The sequence below is a fragment of the Bacillus sp. FSL K6-1006 genome (assembly GCF_038593175.1).
Lineage (GTDB): Bacteria > Bacillota > Bacilli > Bacillales > Bacillaceae > Bacillus > Bacillus safensis.
On the sequence record NZ_CP151970.1, the window covers coordinates 577,712 to 593,757 of the forward strand.

Below are 16,046 nucleotides of genomic sequence, written 5' to 3' on the forward strand. Positions count from 1 at the left end.
ATGTTCTGGCTGCAAACCGCCTTTTTTACAATCGTTGTCTTGTGTCTCTCATGGTGGGCAGGGAAAAGACGCCGGCAGCGCCATGCGGGGTTCATTGTCCCTATATGCTTGATTTTATTTGGTTTGGTTTTATTGATTGTCAGTTTTTTTATTGGCAGATGGGAAGGCATGGCGCTAAGTCTAGCGAGTGTCTCTATTGTTCTATCTTCCATTATTTGTTTAATCATCGTCATTGGGATTCAATTTTTTAAAAAAGACGACTTTTCTTAAACAGGAGCATCTGTATTCATCATGTGGTTATATTCTTCACGAAGGATGCCCATGATGATGACATCTGAGTATGTACCGTTGAAATAGAGCGCTTGGCGTCTTTTTCCTTCATATTGAAATCCGGCTTTCTCATAGCTTCGAAAGGCCCTTGGATTGTGGGAAAAGACTTCAAGCTCAAGACGGTTGAGTTCTAATGTGTCAAAGGCAAATGCTTGAACCATCCGAACCGCTTCAGTGCCATAGCCCTTTTGAAAATGCTCCGGCCCGTGAAGCGCAATGCGGAAGCTTGCCGTATGATTGATTGGATCAATGTCCACAATCGCCGCATCCCCAATCATCTCTTTCGTGTCTAGCAGACAAATAGCGAAATCTCGTCTGCTGTCATCTTGCAAAAAGCGGGTATAGGCGGAGCGGATTTCTTCTAGTGTGAACGTTTTGCGTGTGCCAGTCATATAAAGTGTCTCTGCATGCTGGCATCCTCTTTGAATACCAGGATAATCTTGCTCTTCAATCGGTCTCAAAAATATACGAGTCATGACGGATCACCCTCCTCTATATATCGAGAGATTTCAATTAAATTCAGATCAGGATCACGGATATAAACAGATTCAATTGGACCTAATGTGCCGGTGCGTCTGACCGGCCCCTCTTCAATGGGGACCACTTGCTTCCGGAGGTGCAGCAGCAAACTGTCCATGTCTAAATCGGTGATAAAGCACAAATCATGAGATCCAGGAAGAGGATGAGCCGCTTTTGGCTCAAATTCATGACCAGCTTCATGAAGGTTGATTTTCTGTAAACCAAAACGAAGCGCTTTACGGCCTTCACCAAAAGTTTCTTCCTTCATCCCTAATACGTTTGTATAAAAGCGAATGGTGTCCTCCATATGTTGTACAGTCAACACGATATGATCAAGTCGTCGTATCATCAGTCTCTCCTCCAAGTATGATCATTGATTGAACTGCCTCTATTATATCATCACCTGACGAGGATACCTTATTTAATCACGGTTTTATAGCTCCAGCTTTCCAAGGACATTTCCTTTCCGCGCAGTACCCTTTCATCAAACTCCATCCAGCCATTTTTCCGGTAGAAATGACGATTGGCCTCGTTGTGTGTCATCAGTGTGAACAGTCCGCCGCCTTGCCGGGCGATAAAGGGAAAAAGGCATTGCCTTAACATGCGGCTTCCGAGTTTTTTCCCTTGCTCGTCTTTTGCCACGACAAGTGCTTCTAAATACCAGTAAGGCTGCTTTAAGGAAGAACATGCTTTTTTCGCCTCCTTTAATACACGGAACACTTGCTGAATCGCCGATATACCGCCAGTGAAGAGCAGCTTTAACCCACCTGACAGCACATAATCCATGACGCCTGGTTCAGGAAGACGCGGATGCTTTAAAAGGGCAGCAGTCACAATTTTTTCGTTCTCAACCCCGACCAAACAGATTTGATGCTGAAAATACACCTTTGTATTGACCAAATGCAACTGACGAGCGAAAGCAGACCGGTTTTTGACCTTTTCACATAATAGGTCAAAAAATGAATAGTCCTGAAACGAATCATCTAACAACTCTGCCACTTGAGGTAGTTCATCCTCTCTAGCAAGTCTGAAATGAAACATATGATGGTCCTCCTTTACTGAACACATATAGATTATTGAACATGTGTTGATTATAATAAGAAGTAAACCAATCGAACATCGGCAATGGATAAAATCCTGTTCATAAATAGACATTTGGCGCCTGATTGTTCAGCAATGGAGGGGATGTCATGAAGGATAGACGAACAATCAAAACAAAAAGAGCCATTCGGGAAAGCTTTCTTGAGCTGTTAAAGGAAAAGGAAGTGCAGCAGATCACGGTATCAGAGCTATCAAGGAAAGCGGATTTAGGCAGGGGAACCTTTTATTTGCACTATCAAGATGTGTTTGATTTATATGAACAGCTTGAGAAAGAACTATTCGATCAGCTCGGGGGATTATATGATGAAACCTTTCCAAGTCAGGACCCTCTTGATATGCTTTCCTTTTTAAACAAAACGACGGAGTACTTGAAAGAGAATCAATCTATGTTGACGTTATTTGTAAAACCAAATGGCCCAACCACCAATCAATTCAAAGCCTTTTTCAAAGAAAAAATCATGAAAGAGTGGCAGCATGATCAGCGGCCGATTACAGAAAATGAACAAATCGAAGCCTCTTTTGTCGTGTCTGGTGTCGTGGGTGTACTCGAGGAATGGATTCACGAAGAAATGACCATTGATGCCGGCAAGCTCGCGCATAAATTATACGAGCTTCTCGTCAAGGTGGAACAGGAATCGTAAAAAGGGAGAAAGTTATGTAGCCTTTGTCTTTCCTTTTTGATAAAATAGAATATATGTTCTTATTTGAAGTAAGGGAGTGGTGGGTTTGAGTGAGAAAAGGAAGCTGCTTTTTTATGGGGCGATGAGTATCGATGGATATTTAGCGAGAGAGGATCACCGCCTCGATTGGCTGATAGGGACAGAGGGCGAAGAAGAAACGAGCTATGACACCTTTTATGCGTCAGTCGATACGCTGATCATGGGGCGCAATACATATGAACAAGTGCTTCAGCTGTCACCAGATGGGTTTCCTTATGAAGGAAAGACTTGTTATATCATGTCACGTACGTTACAAGACAGTTTGGAAGGAACGCATATCATTCGCGAAGATATCTTATCATTTGTCAAAAAATTAAAGAATGAAACAGGCCGGCATATTTGGATTGTCGGCGGCGGGGGACTGCTTCAATCTTTCATACAAGCAAGATTGGTTGATGAGCTTTTTCTTCAAATCGTACCTGTCATGATTGGAAGAGGAATTCCTCTATTTTCACCGGCGGATCTGGAATCTAGGTTTTCATTACAGGGAGTACATCAATATAAACAAATTGCTGAAATGCATTTTATCTTAAAAGAAGAGGATCACTGAACCAAGGTGGTCTTTTTTTTTATGAAATAAACTCGTTGACAAGAAAATATCCTAGTGTTAGGATAAATTTATCCTAGTTTTAGGATTTCTTGAAAAAGGAGTAGTTGCCATGGTGCAGCATGATCATGAATTAGATTTAAGGCTATTCCGCGTGTGGATGAAAGCCTATCAAGCCCTTTTTACAAATATCCAAAAAGACATTGAACGTTATGATATCGGATTTGAAAACTTTCAAATCCTAGAATTGCTCTACAGTAAAGGGCCTCAGCCTGTTCAAAAAATTAGCGACATCCTGTCAATCCCAAGTGGAAGCATGACATATGTCGTGAACAAACTAGAAAAACAAGAACTGGTGAAAAGGCAATGTGCGCCTTCAGATAAGCGGGTCTTTCATGTACGGCTGACGGAAAAAGGGAAGCAATTGTTTGACGACATTTTCCCTAAACACACAGAGGTCATTTCACAAAATCTAGCCTTTATTGAAAAAGAAGAAAAAGAGCAGCTCATTGAATTACTGAAAAAAATCGGTTTAGGTGCAAAACAACTTCGCGAAAAGGGGAAACAAGATGACACTCAGCTTTGATACGTTGGTACGTGAAAGACGATCCGCATCAAATTTTTTGCAAAATATCTCGATTTCGAGAGAAGAGCTTAACAGCATATTTGAAGAGGTCAAGCTGGCACCATCCGCTTTTAACTTACAGCACACTCAATATGTTGTCGTCCAAACAGAAGAGCTGAAAGAACAAGTAAGAGAAGCAGCATTTGGACAATATAAAGTGCACTCTGCTTCAGCAGCGATCATCGTACTCGGAGATCCAAATGCTTATGAGCACGCAGGGAACATATATGAAGGCCTAAAAATGCTAGGCATTATCAATGCGCAGCAATATGAAGAAATGGTCAGAGAGACCGTGAGCTTTTATGAGCAGAGAGGAGCAGATTTCCAGAAGGAAGAGGCAATCCGCAATGCTTCATTATCTGCCATGCTGTTTATGCTTGCCGCTAAAAATAAAGGCTGGGATACTTGCCCGATGATCGGTTTTGATCCCGAAACAATGAAAAAGGTATTAAACATTCAATCAGATTTGGTTCCTGTGTTAATGATTACACTCGGAAAAGAAAAAGTAGAGAGCAGACAAGCGAGAGGCTATAGAAAGCCAGTTTCTGAATTTGTGACATATTTATAAGATAGGGGGTTCCCATCATGGAACTAGGAATTAGTACATTTGTTGAAACAACACCCGATTTTCAAACAGGAAAAACAGTCAGTCACGCACAGCGTATTCGAGAAGTAGTAGAAGAAATTATTTTAGCAGATCAAGTCGGTCTCGATGTATTTGGCGTAGGTGAGCATCACCGTGAGGATTTCGCCGCATCGAATCCAGCTGTCGTCTTAGCGGCTGCAGCCACACAAACAAAAAATATTCGTCTGACAAGTGCAGTGACAGTCCTTTCATCAGCAGATCCTGTTCGTGTCTTTCAGGATTTTGCAACGCTGGATGGACTATCAAACGGACGTGCAGAAATTATGGCAGGCCGTGGTTCATTTATTGAATCATTTCCGCTCTTTGGCTATGACCTGGATGACTATGAAGAATTATTTGAAGAAAAGCTTGATTTGCTGCTCAAATTACAGCAGTCAGAGCGTGTCACATGGAGCGGAAAGCACCGCCCGTCCATTCAGGATGTTGGCGTGTATCCAAGACCTGTTCAAGATCCGCTTCCAATCTGGATCGGCAGTGGAGGAAACCGTGAATCCGTCGTACGTGCTGGATTACTAGGGTTACCGCTTGTACTTGCAATCATTGGCGGAAGTCCTAGACAGTTCGCACCGCTCGTTCAGCTGTACAAGCAAGCGGCAGTGCACGCTGGACATGACCCTGAGAAATTAACTGTAGCATCACATTCTCATGGATTTGTTGCGGCAGAAACAGACCTGGCAGCAGATCAATTCTTCCCATCTACACAGCATGTGATGAACACATTAGCGAGAGAGCGCGGCTGGGGACCTTATACTCGTTCTACGTTTGATGCAGCCAGAACTTTAGAAGGCGCGCTGTATGTAGGAGATCCAGATACCGTGGCAGAGAAAGTCATTCACCTTAGAAAAAATGTAGGCATCACACGTTTTATGCTTCATGTACCGGTGGGTTCAATGCCGCATGATCAAGTGCTAAAAGCCATTGAGCTATTTGGAAAAGAAGTGGCTCCTAAAGTAAGAGAAGAGGTTGCCCGCTGGGAAGCAGAGCAAAAATAAATAAAAAGGCCGATCAAGAGAATAGGCTTGATCGGCTTTTTCTTATGCTTAAGGATCAATGACACATGGTTTCACTGTAGGACATGAGGCGGCAGAAGCAAATGGTGTGGTCGTCAAAGTGAAGAGGAAAACAAGTTGAAAACAGATGAGCCATTTTTTCATGAAATCACCTCCGTTCACAATTGTTTCACTAGATTGAGATGAGGATAAAAGCATAGAAGTATGTAACACGCTCTATCCAGCATAAGACAATGATATCATAATTTTCAAAAGAATGAAAAAATAAACTTACAAAAGTTCTAAATTATGGTATAGTTTATACGTTCAACAAAAAAAGGGAGGGATTTTTTTATGAAAAAGGTCATGTCTTCTGTTTTGGTTGGAGCAATTGTCTTAACGGGTGCTGGGGTCACAACTGCTCCAGTGGAAGCAAAGGAGCAAACAAACAGTGAAATAACGGCTCAGGCCAGTCGAACTGTTTCAGTAACAAGAACATATACGACATCAAACATCCCAGAAAGTATTGTATATGCAGAGGATGGCTGGGTGGGGATTTTAAAACAAACCTCTATTAAAGAATTAGGATTAGGAAAATATAGTGTCACATTTACTGGAACAGTGGTACGCGATCCAGGATTTAATTAAATAAAACGCAAAGCTGACAGGTGGACAAGCCTGTCAGCTTTTTTCATGAGGATAATAAAGAATCATTTGCATTCGGACCATTTGTTCCCCGGTTTGTTGATACGTGTGCGTCCGGTCCGCTTTAAAACGAATAGAGTCTCCGGCGTTTAAGGTGTATTGTTCATCACCAATGGATAAATCAAGGACTCCCTCAAAAACAGTGATCAATTCCTCTGTTCCCCCAATGTGTTCACTCGCACGAAGCGACCCGCCTCGATCAATTTCCACTCGGTACATTTCAAATTTCCCCCGGTCATCAAAAGGAAAAGTCGTGTACACACGATATCGTCCGTCGTCCTCAGTTAAAACCTGTGCATCTTCCTTGCGTACTACCTTGATTTCAGGCTGCGGTGAGTGAATGAGCTCACTAAAAGATACTTTTAATCCGTTGGCGATTTTCCACAAAGTCGTGATGGTAGGGGTCGATTCTCCTCTTTCAATTTGTCCAATCATCGTCTTGCTGACACCAGTTAATTCTGCCATCTTTTCGAGGCTCAATTTTTTTTGATCTCTAAGAAGCCTCACATTTTTAGAAATAATCGATTGTACGTCTTCCATGAAAAAAGCTCCTTTCTCTATTTACTTTATAAAGACCGAACATTACAATAAAACGTAATATACGCCATAAAGTAATTAAAGTCTAAATAACGTATAAGGGGGGCGGCATTTTGATTGTATCCATGTTGATCTATGCTTTTGTTAGCAGCTTTACCCCAGGGCCCAACAACATCATGGCCATGGTCTTTACGAATAAATATGGGGTCAAGCAAACATTTCGATTTTGTTTAGGTGTGGGTATCGGATTTCTTGTTATTTTGTGTTTGAGCTGTTTCTTTAATATTATTCTTTATCAAGTGATGCCGAAAATAGGCTGGGTCATGGCGTTCATCGGAGCTGCATACATGATTTATTTAGCGGTCAAAATCATGAAAAGTAAAGGCGGGGATGACGAAACACTTGATCGCTACAATCATTTTATCCCTGGTATGATGCTGCAATTTATCAACCCAAAAGCGATCTTGTATGGATTGACTGTGATTTCAACATTTGTTTTGCCATATGGACAATCTAATATGCAGTATGTCATATGGACGCTGATTCTCGCACTCATTGGCTTTCTCGGTACATTCAGCTGGAGCTTATTTGGCTCTTTGTATAAGCGTTTTTTGACTGCTTACGAAAAACCGTTCCAGTATGTGATGGGGCTGCTTCTGATATACAGTGCGATTTCAATGATATGGGGGTATGTGATGTAAGTAGTCAGGAGCTTGGCCGCTGTCTGCCCATCACAACAGTATCATAATATAATCCGTCACTCAGCCGTTTATCGTTTTTTAATACGCCTTCAATCAAAAAGCCGTGGTTCTCATACAACCGAATGGCTTTTTTGTTCGTTTCCAGCACTTGAAGTGACATCTTCTGAATACCCTGCTGATCTGCCCAGTCGATTGAAGCGGCTAAAAGCTCTTTCCCGATGTGATAGCCCCAAGCATCTTTCTGGATGGCGACGCCAAATGTCACTTTGTGAGCAGATCGCTTGAGTGAATGGCCCTCGCATCTTGAAAAACCGACAATTTTTCCTTCAATAGCAGCGACCAAAAATAAATGCTGGCTTTGTTTAGTATCCTCTTGAATCAAAGCCTCAAATGCTTTTTCATCAAGAAAGGCTTCACCTGGTTCACGGTCTAAATATTCTGTTTCACCATCGATTTTCAGTCTGAGAGCTGATAACTGCTTGGCATCAGCCGCTGAAGCGGACCGAATATGATAGGTCAACCCACGAACTGTGAATATCTTTTTAGAGATGATCATTAATGAGAACACCCACCCTTCTTTCCAGTATGTCTATCATACCTGAAACGTGTACATCGCACACTCAGATGTTTTGTATCTTTCAAAAAGGCTAAATGAATAGTATCAAACGTGGAGGTGGAACAAATGAGTAAAGAAAAAGGACATATGGATAAAGCGAAAGGAAAAACAAATCAAGTCAAAGGTCAAGTCAAAGAAAAGCTTGGTGAAGCAGCCGATCATCAAAACTTGAAAGCAGAAGGGAAAAAGGATCAAGCAAAAGGAAAGCTTCAAGATAAAAAAGGGGATGTCAAAAATAAGCTGAACGAGTAGAACCGAAACTAGTAGGTTGCTTCATGTATTCCTCATCACATGTCTTTCATCAAAAAAATGAATAGATGTGTGAAAAGAATTGATTATACGTTCTCACGATCATCATATAGACTTGATATAGAAGACGTGATCAAGGGAGATGGATGAAATGGAGCACGTGTGGGAGAAAGTCGACGAGTATATCACAGACAAGTTGATCCCTAAAGATAATGTATTGGAGCAAGCCCTTACTCATAATAAGCAAGCGGGTCTGCCAGAAATTGATGTGTCGCCAGCCCAAGGGAAAATGCTTTATTTACTAGCAAAAACGAAGAATGCAAAGCGCATTTTAGAAATCGGGACACTCGGTGGATACAGTACTATTTGGCTGGCGCGTGCTCTCGAGGAGGATGGGGAACTCATCACATTAGAGGCTGTCAGCCATCATGTACAGATCGCACAGCAAAACATCAGCAGAGCGGGCTTATCGGAACGGGTGAGCATTTTGGAAGGAAAGGCATTAGATACGTTATCTCAGTTAAAAGAGAAGGCTGCGCTTCCATTCGATTTCATTTTCATTGATGCAGATAAACCGAACAATCCGAAATATCTGAAGTGGGCGTTAGATTTCTCGAAAAAGGGAACAGTGATTATTGCAGACAATGTCGTCAGAAATGGTGCAGTCCTTCATAACTCTGATGAGGATGAACGAGTACAAGGAACTCGTGAATTTTTCGATTTACTCAAACAAGAGCCGAGAATAGAGGCAACAGCGATTCAAACTGTTGGGGAAAAAGGTTATGATGGATTTGTATACGGAATCGTCAAATGAAACAAAGCTTAACCACATGTGGTTAAGCTTTTTCTTTTAGAAAAACCATCTAGCAGTGCCCATCAGCATGACGCCGACAAGAACAGTAAGTGACAAGCTTTTGGTCCAAACAGCAATGAGTATAGTAGGAGTCAAGACAGCAAGATACATCCAGTGGATAGTGACGCCTGTGCCTGTTGTTGTATGGATGAAGAGATGCTCTGCAATCAAAGCTGCAAAGATACAAATAGGAATAAACGATAACCATTTCAGCACCACTTCAGGCAGCTGAATACTCCGTACAAATATAAAGGGTACGACTCTCGGAATGACGGTGACGATCATACAACCAACAATGAGCCATAACATAAAGCTGCTGATCATTTATCTGTCACCACCCCAATGGTTGCGACAAGTACAGTAGCTATGAGAACAGCCACATGTGATGGAACAAAATGAAGCAGAACAAACATGGCAACGACCATATACAACACAAGCGACAGGCGATGAGTTAACTTATTTTTGGGTACTGTCTGTAACGAAAGGACTAACAGTGCGGCAAACATCGCTGATAAAGCAAAATCAAGACCAAGCGCTTCAGGATTTGAAATCCAGTGTCCAAAAATGCCGCCAAGTATGCAGGCTGCAATCCAGCATAAATACGCTGTTATGTTCAGTCCGTGCATCCACCTGTTATTCAGCTTTCCTTGCTGCGCTAATTTATTCATCGCTACACCGAAGGATTCATCAGTCAGCAAAAGACCGAACCCAATATTTTGTTTCACAGAGTAGCGTGTAAAATGAGGAGCAAGCGTCAGGCTGAGCAATAAATGACGCAGATTCACAATAAATGTGGTGAAAATAATAGCAGAAAGGGGACTCCCTGTCACAAGCAGTGCACAGATAATAAACTGTGAAGCACCTGCGTAAATAAAAATCGATAAAAGCGCAATGTCCCATATACTTAACTGTGCGCTAATTCCAACAATTCCGAAGGCAAACCCAATACTCATATAACCGAGCAGGGTTGGCACACAATCTTTTATTCCCTCAAGAAACGGTTCATGTTCCGTGCTGGGAATGTGTTTCCTCGCTTCAATATCCAACGTCCTCTACTCCTTTTCTCCGTGGCCACCTATAGTTTTACTTACTATATGAAAACGAATTCAGCATGTCAATACCCGTTTATCTTCTATTATATGAAGAAAAATAGTGACAAAAAAGGATTGAAGTCAACCAGAATTTGTTATAAAGTAGTCTGAAAATAAAAACAAATGAGGTGACGACAATGCTATGGAAGCCTTTATTTGAACATGATGTACCAAACACCCTCCGTCCATAACGGAGAGTGATCTCCGTTTGTGGATATGGCGATCAATATATCCAGTAACGGAGGGGAAAAGATGAAGGAAAAATATATAGGCGCCCTTTACCTAGCAATCGCTGCAAGTATTTGGGGCGGCATGTACGTTGTTGTCAAAGTAACAGTAGCGGTGGTTCCGCCGCTTGAGCTTGTATGGATGAGATATGCTGTAGCAGGAATCGTGCTGGTGTGCACCATTTGGCGCTTGGGCTATTCCTTTCGATTAGATAAAAAAGATATCCCGCTTGTTGTCATGATCGGATTGATCGGAAATTTCCTATCAATTGTGACCCAAGAAATCGGCACCATGTATACGTCGGCACAAATGGGGGCTGTGATCACATCTGCAACCCCTGCTTTTATGGTGCTGTTTGCGTTCTTTCTATTAAAAGAAGCCATGACTGTTCGAAAGTGCGCATCCATCCTGCTTGCGACAGCAGGTGTATGGCTCATGATTGGACCAGTTGCAGTACAGACAGATGAATTTGTTGGTGGTCTTTCATTGGTCTTCGCTGCTTTAACCTGGGCGCTGATGTCTGTTTTGCTGAAACGAGTTCCAGGAAAATACCCTCAAGTCGTGACGACCACATATGCGATCATCATTGCATTCATTGTCTTAACACCACCTGCTTTATTTCGTTTACCTCATCTAGATGTGGAGCAGATGGCCAGGCCGGAGATTTGGGGCGGTATTCTTTATCTAGGCATCATCTCAACAGCTCTAGCATTCTTTTTGTGGAATAGAGGGCTTCAATTGATGGATGCCTCGAGCGGAGGTCTGTTCTTCTTCTTTCAACCGATCGTAGGGGCAGCTCTCGGCTGGCTGCTTTTAGGTGAAGAGATGGGGATACGCTCATTCATTGGGATTCTATGTATCTTTGCAGGAGTCTATACTGTACTGCGTCAAAAGGAATAAAAGAAGATGTCCCTTCTAACAGGGGCATCTTCTTTATAAATGAGAGAGGGTAGGGAAGCACAATGATACAATTTCCGTATTTGCAAAAAGGACAAACAATTGGCGTTACAGCACCTTCGTCAGGTGTACAGCCATCTTTGCATGACATGTTTCAGCTTTCATGTGAACGAATGAAACATAGAGGCTATGATGTTATATGTGGAGAGACGGTCTGGCATCAGGAAAAGGCAAAATCTGCCCCTGCGATAGAACGAGCAAACGAACTTCAGTACATGATGACATGTGAGGAGATTGACCACATCATCCCGCCATGGGGAGGACAGCTGCTTATGGAAGTGTTAGAGCACCTCGATTTCTCATCCATGCAAAAAAAGTGGATTCTAGGATACTCAGATACGAGTGCACTCCTGCTGGCGTTGACATTAAAAACAGGCATTGCTACAGCGCATGGGCCGAACCTAGTAGATCTTCAGGGAGAAGAGCTTGATCAAACGACTGTCATGTGGGAAGAGGTGCTTTCAACAAAAGGGGAAATGGCCATAAGCCAGTTTTCTTCACCTATGTATCAAAAGGAATGGAAGCGTGACGATCCGATTAAACATGTCTTTCATTTAACAGAATCTACTGCATGGCATACGGTTGATCAACAAGAAAAGATGGTAAAGGGAAGACTGCTGGGTGGCTGCATTGATGTCATACGTCATTTAGCAGGGACACCTTATGGGGACGTCAAAACTTTTCAGAAAACATTCATAAACGATGAACCAATTCTCTGGTATTTCGAAAACTGCGAATTAAATGCTGCAAGCGTGAAGAGATCGCTTGTGCAATTAAAACTAGCAGGGTGGTTTGATCACTGTTCAGGTATGATGTTTGGGCGAAGTGCAGTAGATGTGCCTGTTGAAGGGTATCAGTATCAGGATATATATGAAGAATTACAAAAGGAACTACAAATCCCCATTTTTTACGATATAGATTGTGGGCATGTCCCGCCGCAAATGACGCTGATTAATGGGGCATATGCAGAAGTACAGCTGCAACCTCAAGGAAAAGCTGTACTAAAGCAAACATTTTTAGCATAAAAAAGGAAAGGGCGAACCCTTTCCTTCATATAACATTACATCCCTTTTGTTTCTTCACCAGCTTTAGGAACTTCCCACGCTGACTCACGGAATACTTTTTCCCATTTAGATACGACAATACATGCTACGGCATGCCCTGGAACATTCACGCCTGTTCGTGCCATATCCATAATTCGGTCAACACCGGCAATGATGGCAACGCCTTCTGCTGGAAGACCTACTGCATGAGCGGTTGCCAAAAGAACAACGAGTGAACCGGATGGCACAGCTGCAATCCCTTTACTCGTTAACACAAGAACCAGCATCATCAAAAGCTGCTGTGACAGACTCATGTCTACACCAAACGCTTGTGCAAGGAATACACAGGCAACCGATAAATATAAACTTGATCCATCGCAATTGAGAGAAAGACCAGATGGAATCACGAAGGAAACGATTCTTTTTGGACACCCGTATTTCTCCATTCGTTCCATCAATTGAGGAAGGACAGTTTCAGTGCTCGTAGTAGAGAAGGCAACAAGGAACAAATCCCAAATCATTTTTAATACTTCGAAGTAGTTAAAACGGAAGATCAGTGCGACCAGAGGGAATAAAGCAAAGAGAATAATGAATAATCCTAAAAATACAGTCCCGACAAGCTTCATCATTGGGATTAATAAAACAATGCCATATTGGCCGACAGAAGCAGCCATTAATGCAAGAACCCCAATAGGTGCTGTCACCATCACCATCTGTGTGAGCTTAAACATGATTTGTGCCACTGATTCAAAGAAGGTGAGAACAGGAGCAGAAGCTTTACCGATGCCGCTTGCCGCTACACCAAATAAGATGGCGAAGAAAATGACAGCAAGTAAATCATTCTGAGCCATAACATCGACGATATTGGTTGGAATGATATCTAATACCATTTGTTTAAAGTCAACGACCTTCTCAGTATAACCATCTAATTCCCCAATATCTTTCTTAGCTAATTTAGAGAAATCGAGGCCAACCCCAGGCTTTAGCCCGTTTGCCAATAATAATCCGATCCCAAGAACGATGGTTGTGATGACCTCAAACCAAATGATCGTCTTTAATCCAAGACTGCCCATTTTCTTCATGCCGCCGCTGCCGGCTGCACCAATAACAATGGTAGAGAAAACGATTGGAACAACGATCATTTTAATCAGCCTGATGAATCCATCTCCAATTGGCCTGAGTGCCATTCCGAAGTCAGGGAAGAAATGGCCGATAAGAGCTCCTATCACCAAAGCGATCATGATTTGAAAAGCGATAAACTTTTTCATCATCTCCTACCTCCTTTAAATGTCTGGAAAAGTATTAAGAATTTTCCAATAAATAAAAATTCTATGTGGCCATGTTTTGTCCTCCTTTGTATTTAGAAAGATTTTATTTAAGAATCATTGGAATTATGAAGAAAGAGAAGAAAATAGGGCTATTACATGTCTATTGATCTAAGAAAAAATCAATTTTAAAAAACATGAAACTTTTTTAGAAAAATGTATTGACCCTTTTATGTGATTCATGGTATATTTTTATTCGTCGCTGATGACGTATTTGAAACGCAGACGTTCACACACATGCGGCAAACAAATTTTAAAAAGATGTTGACTTAAGAAAAACGATATGTTAAGATAATTAAGTCGCCTGATTAAGCGCCCGTAGCTCAATTGGATAGAGCGTTTGACTACGGATCAAAAGGTTAGGGGTTCGACTCCTCTCGGGCGCGCCAATACAAACCACGCGGGTGTAGTTTAGTGGTAAAACCTCAGCCTTCCAAGCTGATGTCGTGAGTTCGATTCTCATCACCCGCTCCATTTTGAACATGATCTTTGAAAACTAAACAAGACAAAACGTACCTGTTAATTCGAGTTTTTATTAAAAAAATCCTATGATACTTCATAGGTAGTCAGTCAAACTGGCGAGGCAGGAAATGATCACATGCTAAGTTCGCTACATCGTGTAGCAACGCATGTGTGATATGCATCCTGCATACCTCGGAGAGTTTGATCCTGGCTCAGGACGAACGCTGGCGGCGTGCCTAATACATGCAAGTCGAGCGGACAGAAGGGAGCTTGCTCCCGGATGTTAGCGGCGGACGGGTGAGTAACACGTGGGTAACCTGCCTGTAAGACTGGGATAACTCCGGGAAACCGGAGCTAATACCGGATAGTTCCTTGAACCGCATGGTTCAAGGATGAAAGACGGTTTCGGCTGTCACTTACAGATGGACCCGCGGCGCATTAGCTAGTTGGTGGGGTAATGGCTCACCAAGGCGACGATGCGTAGCCGACCTGAGAGGGTGATCGGCCACACTGGGACTGAGACACGGCCCAGACTCCTACGGGAGGCAGCAGTAGGGAATCTTCCGCAATGGACGAAAGTCTGACGGAGCAACGCCGCGTGAGTGATGAAGGTTTTCGGATCGTAAAGCTCTGTTGTTAGGGAAGAACAAGTGCGAGAGTAACTGCTCGCACCTTGACGGTACCTAACCAGAAAGCCACGGCTAACTACGTGCCAGCAGCCGCGGTAATACGTAGGTGGCAAGCGTTGTCCGGAATTATTGGGCGTAAAGGGCTCGCAGGCGGTTTCTTAAGTCTGATGTGAAAGCCCCCGGCTCAACCGGGGAGGGTCATTGGAAACTGGGAAACTTGAGTGCAGAAGAGGAGAGTGGAATTCCACGTGTAGCGGTGAAATGCGTAGAGATGTGGAGGAACACCAGTGGCGAAGGCGACTCTCTGGTCTGTAACTGACGCTGAGGAGCGAAAGCGTGGGGAGCGAACAGGATTAGATACCCTGGTAGTCCACGCCGTAAACGATGAGTGCTAAGTGTTAGGGGGTTTCCGCCCCTTAGTGCTGCAGCTAACGCATTAAGCACTCCGCCTGGGGAGTACGGTCGCAAGACTGAAACTCAAAGGAATTGACGGGGGCCCGCACAAGCGGTGGAGCATGTGGTTTAATTCGAAGCAACGCGAAGAACCTTACCAGGTCTTGACATCCTCTGACAACCCTAGAGATAGGGCTTTCCCTTCGGGGACAGAGTGACAGGTGGTGCATGGTTGTCGTCAGCTCGTGTCGTGAGATGTTGGGTTAAGTCCCGCAACGAGCGCAACCCTTGATCTTAGTTGCCAGCATTCAGTTGGGCACTCTAAGGTGACTGCCGGTGACAAACCGGAGGAAGGTGGGGATGACGTCAAATCATCATGCCCCTTATGACCTGGGCTACACACGTGCTACAATGGACAGAACAAAGGGCTGCAAGACCGCAAGGTTTAGCCAATCCCATAAATCTGTTCTCAGTTCGGATCGCAGTCTGCAACTCGACTGCGTGAAGCTGGAATCGCTAGTAATCGCGGATCAGCATGCCGCGGTGAATACGTTCCCGGGCCTTGTACACACCGCCCGTCACACCACGAGAGTTTGCAACACCCGAAGTCGGTGAGGTAACCTTTATGGAGCCAGCCGCCGAAGGTGGGGCAGATGATTGGGGTGAAGTCGTAACAAGGTAGCCGTATCGGAAGGTGCGGCTGGATCACCTCCTTTCTAAGGATATATGGAGCAGCGTACGTTTTCGTCTTGTTTAGTTTTGAAGGATCATTCCTTCAAAA

At 43.3% G+C, this 16,046-nt stretch carries 20 protein-coding genes, 2 tRNA genes and 1 rRNA gene; 15 read left to right on the forward strand and 8 right to left on the reverse strand.

All coding sequences use genetic code 11. The features are described 5' to 3' along the window. A complete protein-coding gene (locus NSS65_RS02845) occupies positions 1-270 on the forward strand; it encodes a YesK-like family protein (RefSeq protein WP_061110617.1) in 270 nt (89 codons plus the stop codon). On the opposite strand, the gene NSS65_RS02850 is transcribed toward NSS65_RS02845, so the two are convergent. From NSS65_RS02850 to NSS65_RS02860, 3 genes are all read right to left on the reverse strand, one after another. Beyond that, positions 267-806, reverse strand: a complete 540-nt coding sequence (locus NSS65_RS02850) for a GNAT family protein (RefSeq protein WP_034284087.1) — start codon at positions 804-806, stop codon at positions 267-269. The genes NSS65_RS02845 and NSS65_RS02850 overlap by 4 nt on opposite strands. After that, positions 803-1,198: a VOC family protein gene (locus NSS65_RS02855; RefSeq protein WP_024425420.1), complete on the reverse strand. Its 396-nt coding sequence runs from the start codon at positions 1,196-1,198 to the stop codon at positions 803-805. Before NSS65_RS02855 ends, NSS65_RS02850 begins: the two co-directional genes overlap by 4 nt. Positions 1,199-1,266: 68 nt before the next feature. Next, positions 1,267-1,890 carry a GNAT family N-acetyltransferase gene (locus tag NSS65_RS02860; RefSeq protein ID WP_034284085.1) on the reverse strand — a complete coding sequence of 208 codons (624 nt, stop codon included), beginning with the start codon at positions 1,888-1,890 and terminating at the stop codon, positions 1,267-1,269. A 149-nt stretch (positions 1,891-2,039) separates the two neighbouring features. On the opposite strand from NSS65_RS02860, the gene NSS65_RS02865 reads away from it, so the two are divergent. From NSS65_RS02865 to NSS65_RS02890, 6 genes are all read left to right on the forward strand, one after another. Beyond that, the gene (locus NSS65_RS02865; protein WP_034284083.1) at positions 2,040-2,591 is read left to right on the forward strand and encodes a TetR/AcrR family transcriptional regulator; all 552 of its coding nucleotides are present in this window, start codon (positions 2,040-2,042) and stop codon (positions 2,589-2,591) included. Between the two features lie 85 nt (positions 2,592-2,676). Beyond that, positions 2,677-3,219 carry a dihydrofolate reductase family protein gene (locus NSS65_RS02870; protein WP_034284082.1) on the forward strand — a complete coding sequence of 181 codons (543 nt, stop codon included), beginning with the start codon at positions 2,677-2,679 and terminating at the stop codon, positions 3,217-3,219. 109 nt (positions 3,220-3,328) lie between these two features. Beyond that, positions 3,329-3,802, forward strand: coding sequence for a MarR family transcriptional regulator (locus tag NSS65_RS02875; RefSeq protein ID WP_041116800.1), 474 nt, complete (start codon positions 3,329-3,331; stop codon positions 3,800-3,802). Continuing rightward, on the forward strand, positions 3,786-4,409 hold the full coding sequence (locus NSS65_RS02880; protein WP_326134998.1) for a nitroreductase family protein: 624 nt from the start codon (positions 3,786-3,788) through the stop codon (positions 4,407-4,409). Before NSS65_RS02875 ends, NSS65_RS02880 begins: the two co-directional genes overlap by 17 nt. Positions 4,410-4,426: 17 nt before the next feature. Continuing rightward, positions 4,427-5,479 (forward strand): LLM class flavin-dependent oxidoreductase, encoded by a 1,053-nt coding sequence (locus tag NSS65_RS02885; RefSeq protein WP_024425426.1) that lies wholly within the window; start codon positions 4,427-4,429, stop codon positions 5,477-5,479. Between the two features lie 351 nt (positions 5,480-5,830). Beyond that, a complete protein-coding gene (locus tag NSS65_RS02890; RefSeq protein WP_003214005.1) occupies positions 5,831-6,124 on the forward strand; it encodes a hypothetical protein in 294 nt (97 codons plus the stop codon). Positions 6,125-6,157: 33 nt separating this feature from the next. Here the strand turns inward: NSS65_RS02890 and NSS65_RS02895 are convergent, their stop codons facing one another. Further along, positions 6,158-6,721 (reverse strand): XRE family transcriptional regulator, encoded by a 564-nt coding sequence (locus tag NSS65_RS02895; RefSeq protein WP_041116806.1) that lies wholly within the window; start codon positions 6,719-6,721, stop codon positions 6,158-6,160. Positions 6,722-6,831: 110 nt separating this feature from the next. Here NSS65_RS02895 and NSS65_RS02900 point away from each other — a divergent pair, with 110 nt between their 5' ends. Beyond that, entirely contained in the window at positions 6,832-7,419 is a 588-nt protein-coding gene (locus NSS65_RS02900) for a LysE family transporter (RefSeq protein ID WP_075622433.1), read from the forward strand. 4 nt (positions 7,420-7,423) lie between these two features. Here NSS65_RS02900 and NSS65_RS02905 read toward each other — a convergent pair whose 3' ends face one another. Continuing rightward, entirely contained in the window at positions 7,424-7,975 is a 552-nt protein-coding gene (locus tag NSS65_RS02905; RefSeq protein WP_041116810.1) for a GNAT family N-acetyltransferase, read from the reverse strand. 126 nt (positions 7,976-8,101) lie between these two features. On the opposite strand from NSS65_RS02905, the gene NSS65_RS02910 reads away from it, so the two are divergent. Both NSS65_RS02910 and NSS65_RS02915 read left to right on the forward strand, forming a co-directional pair. Then, on the forward strand, positions 8,102-8,287 hold the full coding sequence (locus tag NSS65_RS02910; protein WP_034284069.1) for a CsbD family protein: 186 nt from the start codon (positions 8,102-8,104) through the stop codon (positions 8,285-8,287). A 148-nt stretch (positions 8,288-8,435) separates the two neighbouring features. Beyond that, positions 8,436-9,098 carry an O-methyltransferase gene (locus NSS65_RS02915; RefSeq protein WP_041116812.1) on the forward strand — a complete coding sequence of 221 codons (663 nt, stop codon included), beginning with the start codon at positions 8,436-8,438 and terminating at the stop codon, positions 9,096-9,098. A 36-nt stretch (positions 9,099-9,134) separates the two neighbouring features. On the opposite strand, the gene NSS65_RS02920 is transcribed toward NSS65_RS02915, so the two are convergent. Together NSS65_RS02920 and NSS65_RS02925 are read right to left on the reverse strand one after the other, a co-directional pair. Beyond that, positions 9,135-9,461, reverse strand: coding sequence for an AzlD domain-containing protein (locus tag NSS65_RS02920; protein ID WP_041116814.1), 327 nt, complete (start codon positions 9,459-9,461; stop codon positions 9,135-9,137). Next, positions 9,458-10,183, reverse strand: coding sequence for an AzlC family ABC transporter permease (locus NSS65_RS02925; RefSeq protein WP_041116816.1), 726 nt, complete (start codon positions 10,181-10,183; stop codon positions 9,458-9,460). The genes NSS65_RS02920 and NSS65_RS02925 overlap by 4 nt, the downstream gene beginning before the upstream one ends. A 297-nt stretch (positions 10,184-10,480) precedes the next feature. Between NSS65_RS02925 and NSS65_RS02930 the strand changes: the two genes are divergently transcribed. Both NSS65_RS02930 and NSS65_RS02935 read left to right on the forward strand, forming a co-directional pair. After that, a complete protein-coding gene (locus NSS65_RS02930; protein WP_326134999.1) occupies positions 10,481-11,356 on the forward strand; it encodes a DMT family transporter in 876 nt (291 codons plus the stop codon). Between the two features lie 62 nt (positions 11,357-11,418). Continuing rightward, complete coding sequence (locus NSS65_RS02935) at positions 11,419-12,438, forward strand: S66 peptidase family protein (protein WP_111927681.1); 1,020 nt, start codon at positions 11,419-11,421, stop codon at positions 12,436-12,438. A gap of 35 nt (positions 12,439-12,473) precedes the next feature. Here the strand turns inward: NSS65_RS02935 and gltP are convergent, their stop codons facing one another. Continuing rightward, complete coding sequence (gene gltP, locus NSS65_RS02940; RefSeq protein ID WP_024425437.1) at positions 12,474-13,724, reverse strand: glutamate-aspartate/proton symporter GltP; 1,251 nt, start codon at positions 13,722-13,724, stop codon at positions 12,474-12,476. A gap of 369 nt (positions 13,725-14,093) precedes the next feature. Here gltP and NSS65_RS02945 point away from each other — a divergent pair. The 3 genes from NSS65_RS02945 to NSS65_RS02955 all read left to right on the forward strand — a co-directional run bounded on the left by NSS65_RS02945 (position 14,094) and on the right by NSS65_RS02955 (position 15,981). Beyond that, positions 14,094-14,170, forward strand: a tRNA-Arg gene (locus NSS65_RS02945). A gap of 11 nt (positions 14,171-14,181) precedes the next feature. Continuing rightward, positions 14,182-14,255 (forward strand) — tRNA-Gly (locus NSS65_RS02950). A gap of 177 nt (positions 14,256-14,432) precedes the next feature. Further along, a 16S ribosomal RNA gene (locus NSS65_RS02955) occupies positions 14,433-15,981 on the forward strand. The last annotated feature ends 65 nt before the right edge of the window (positions 15,982-16,046 follow it).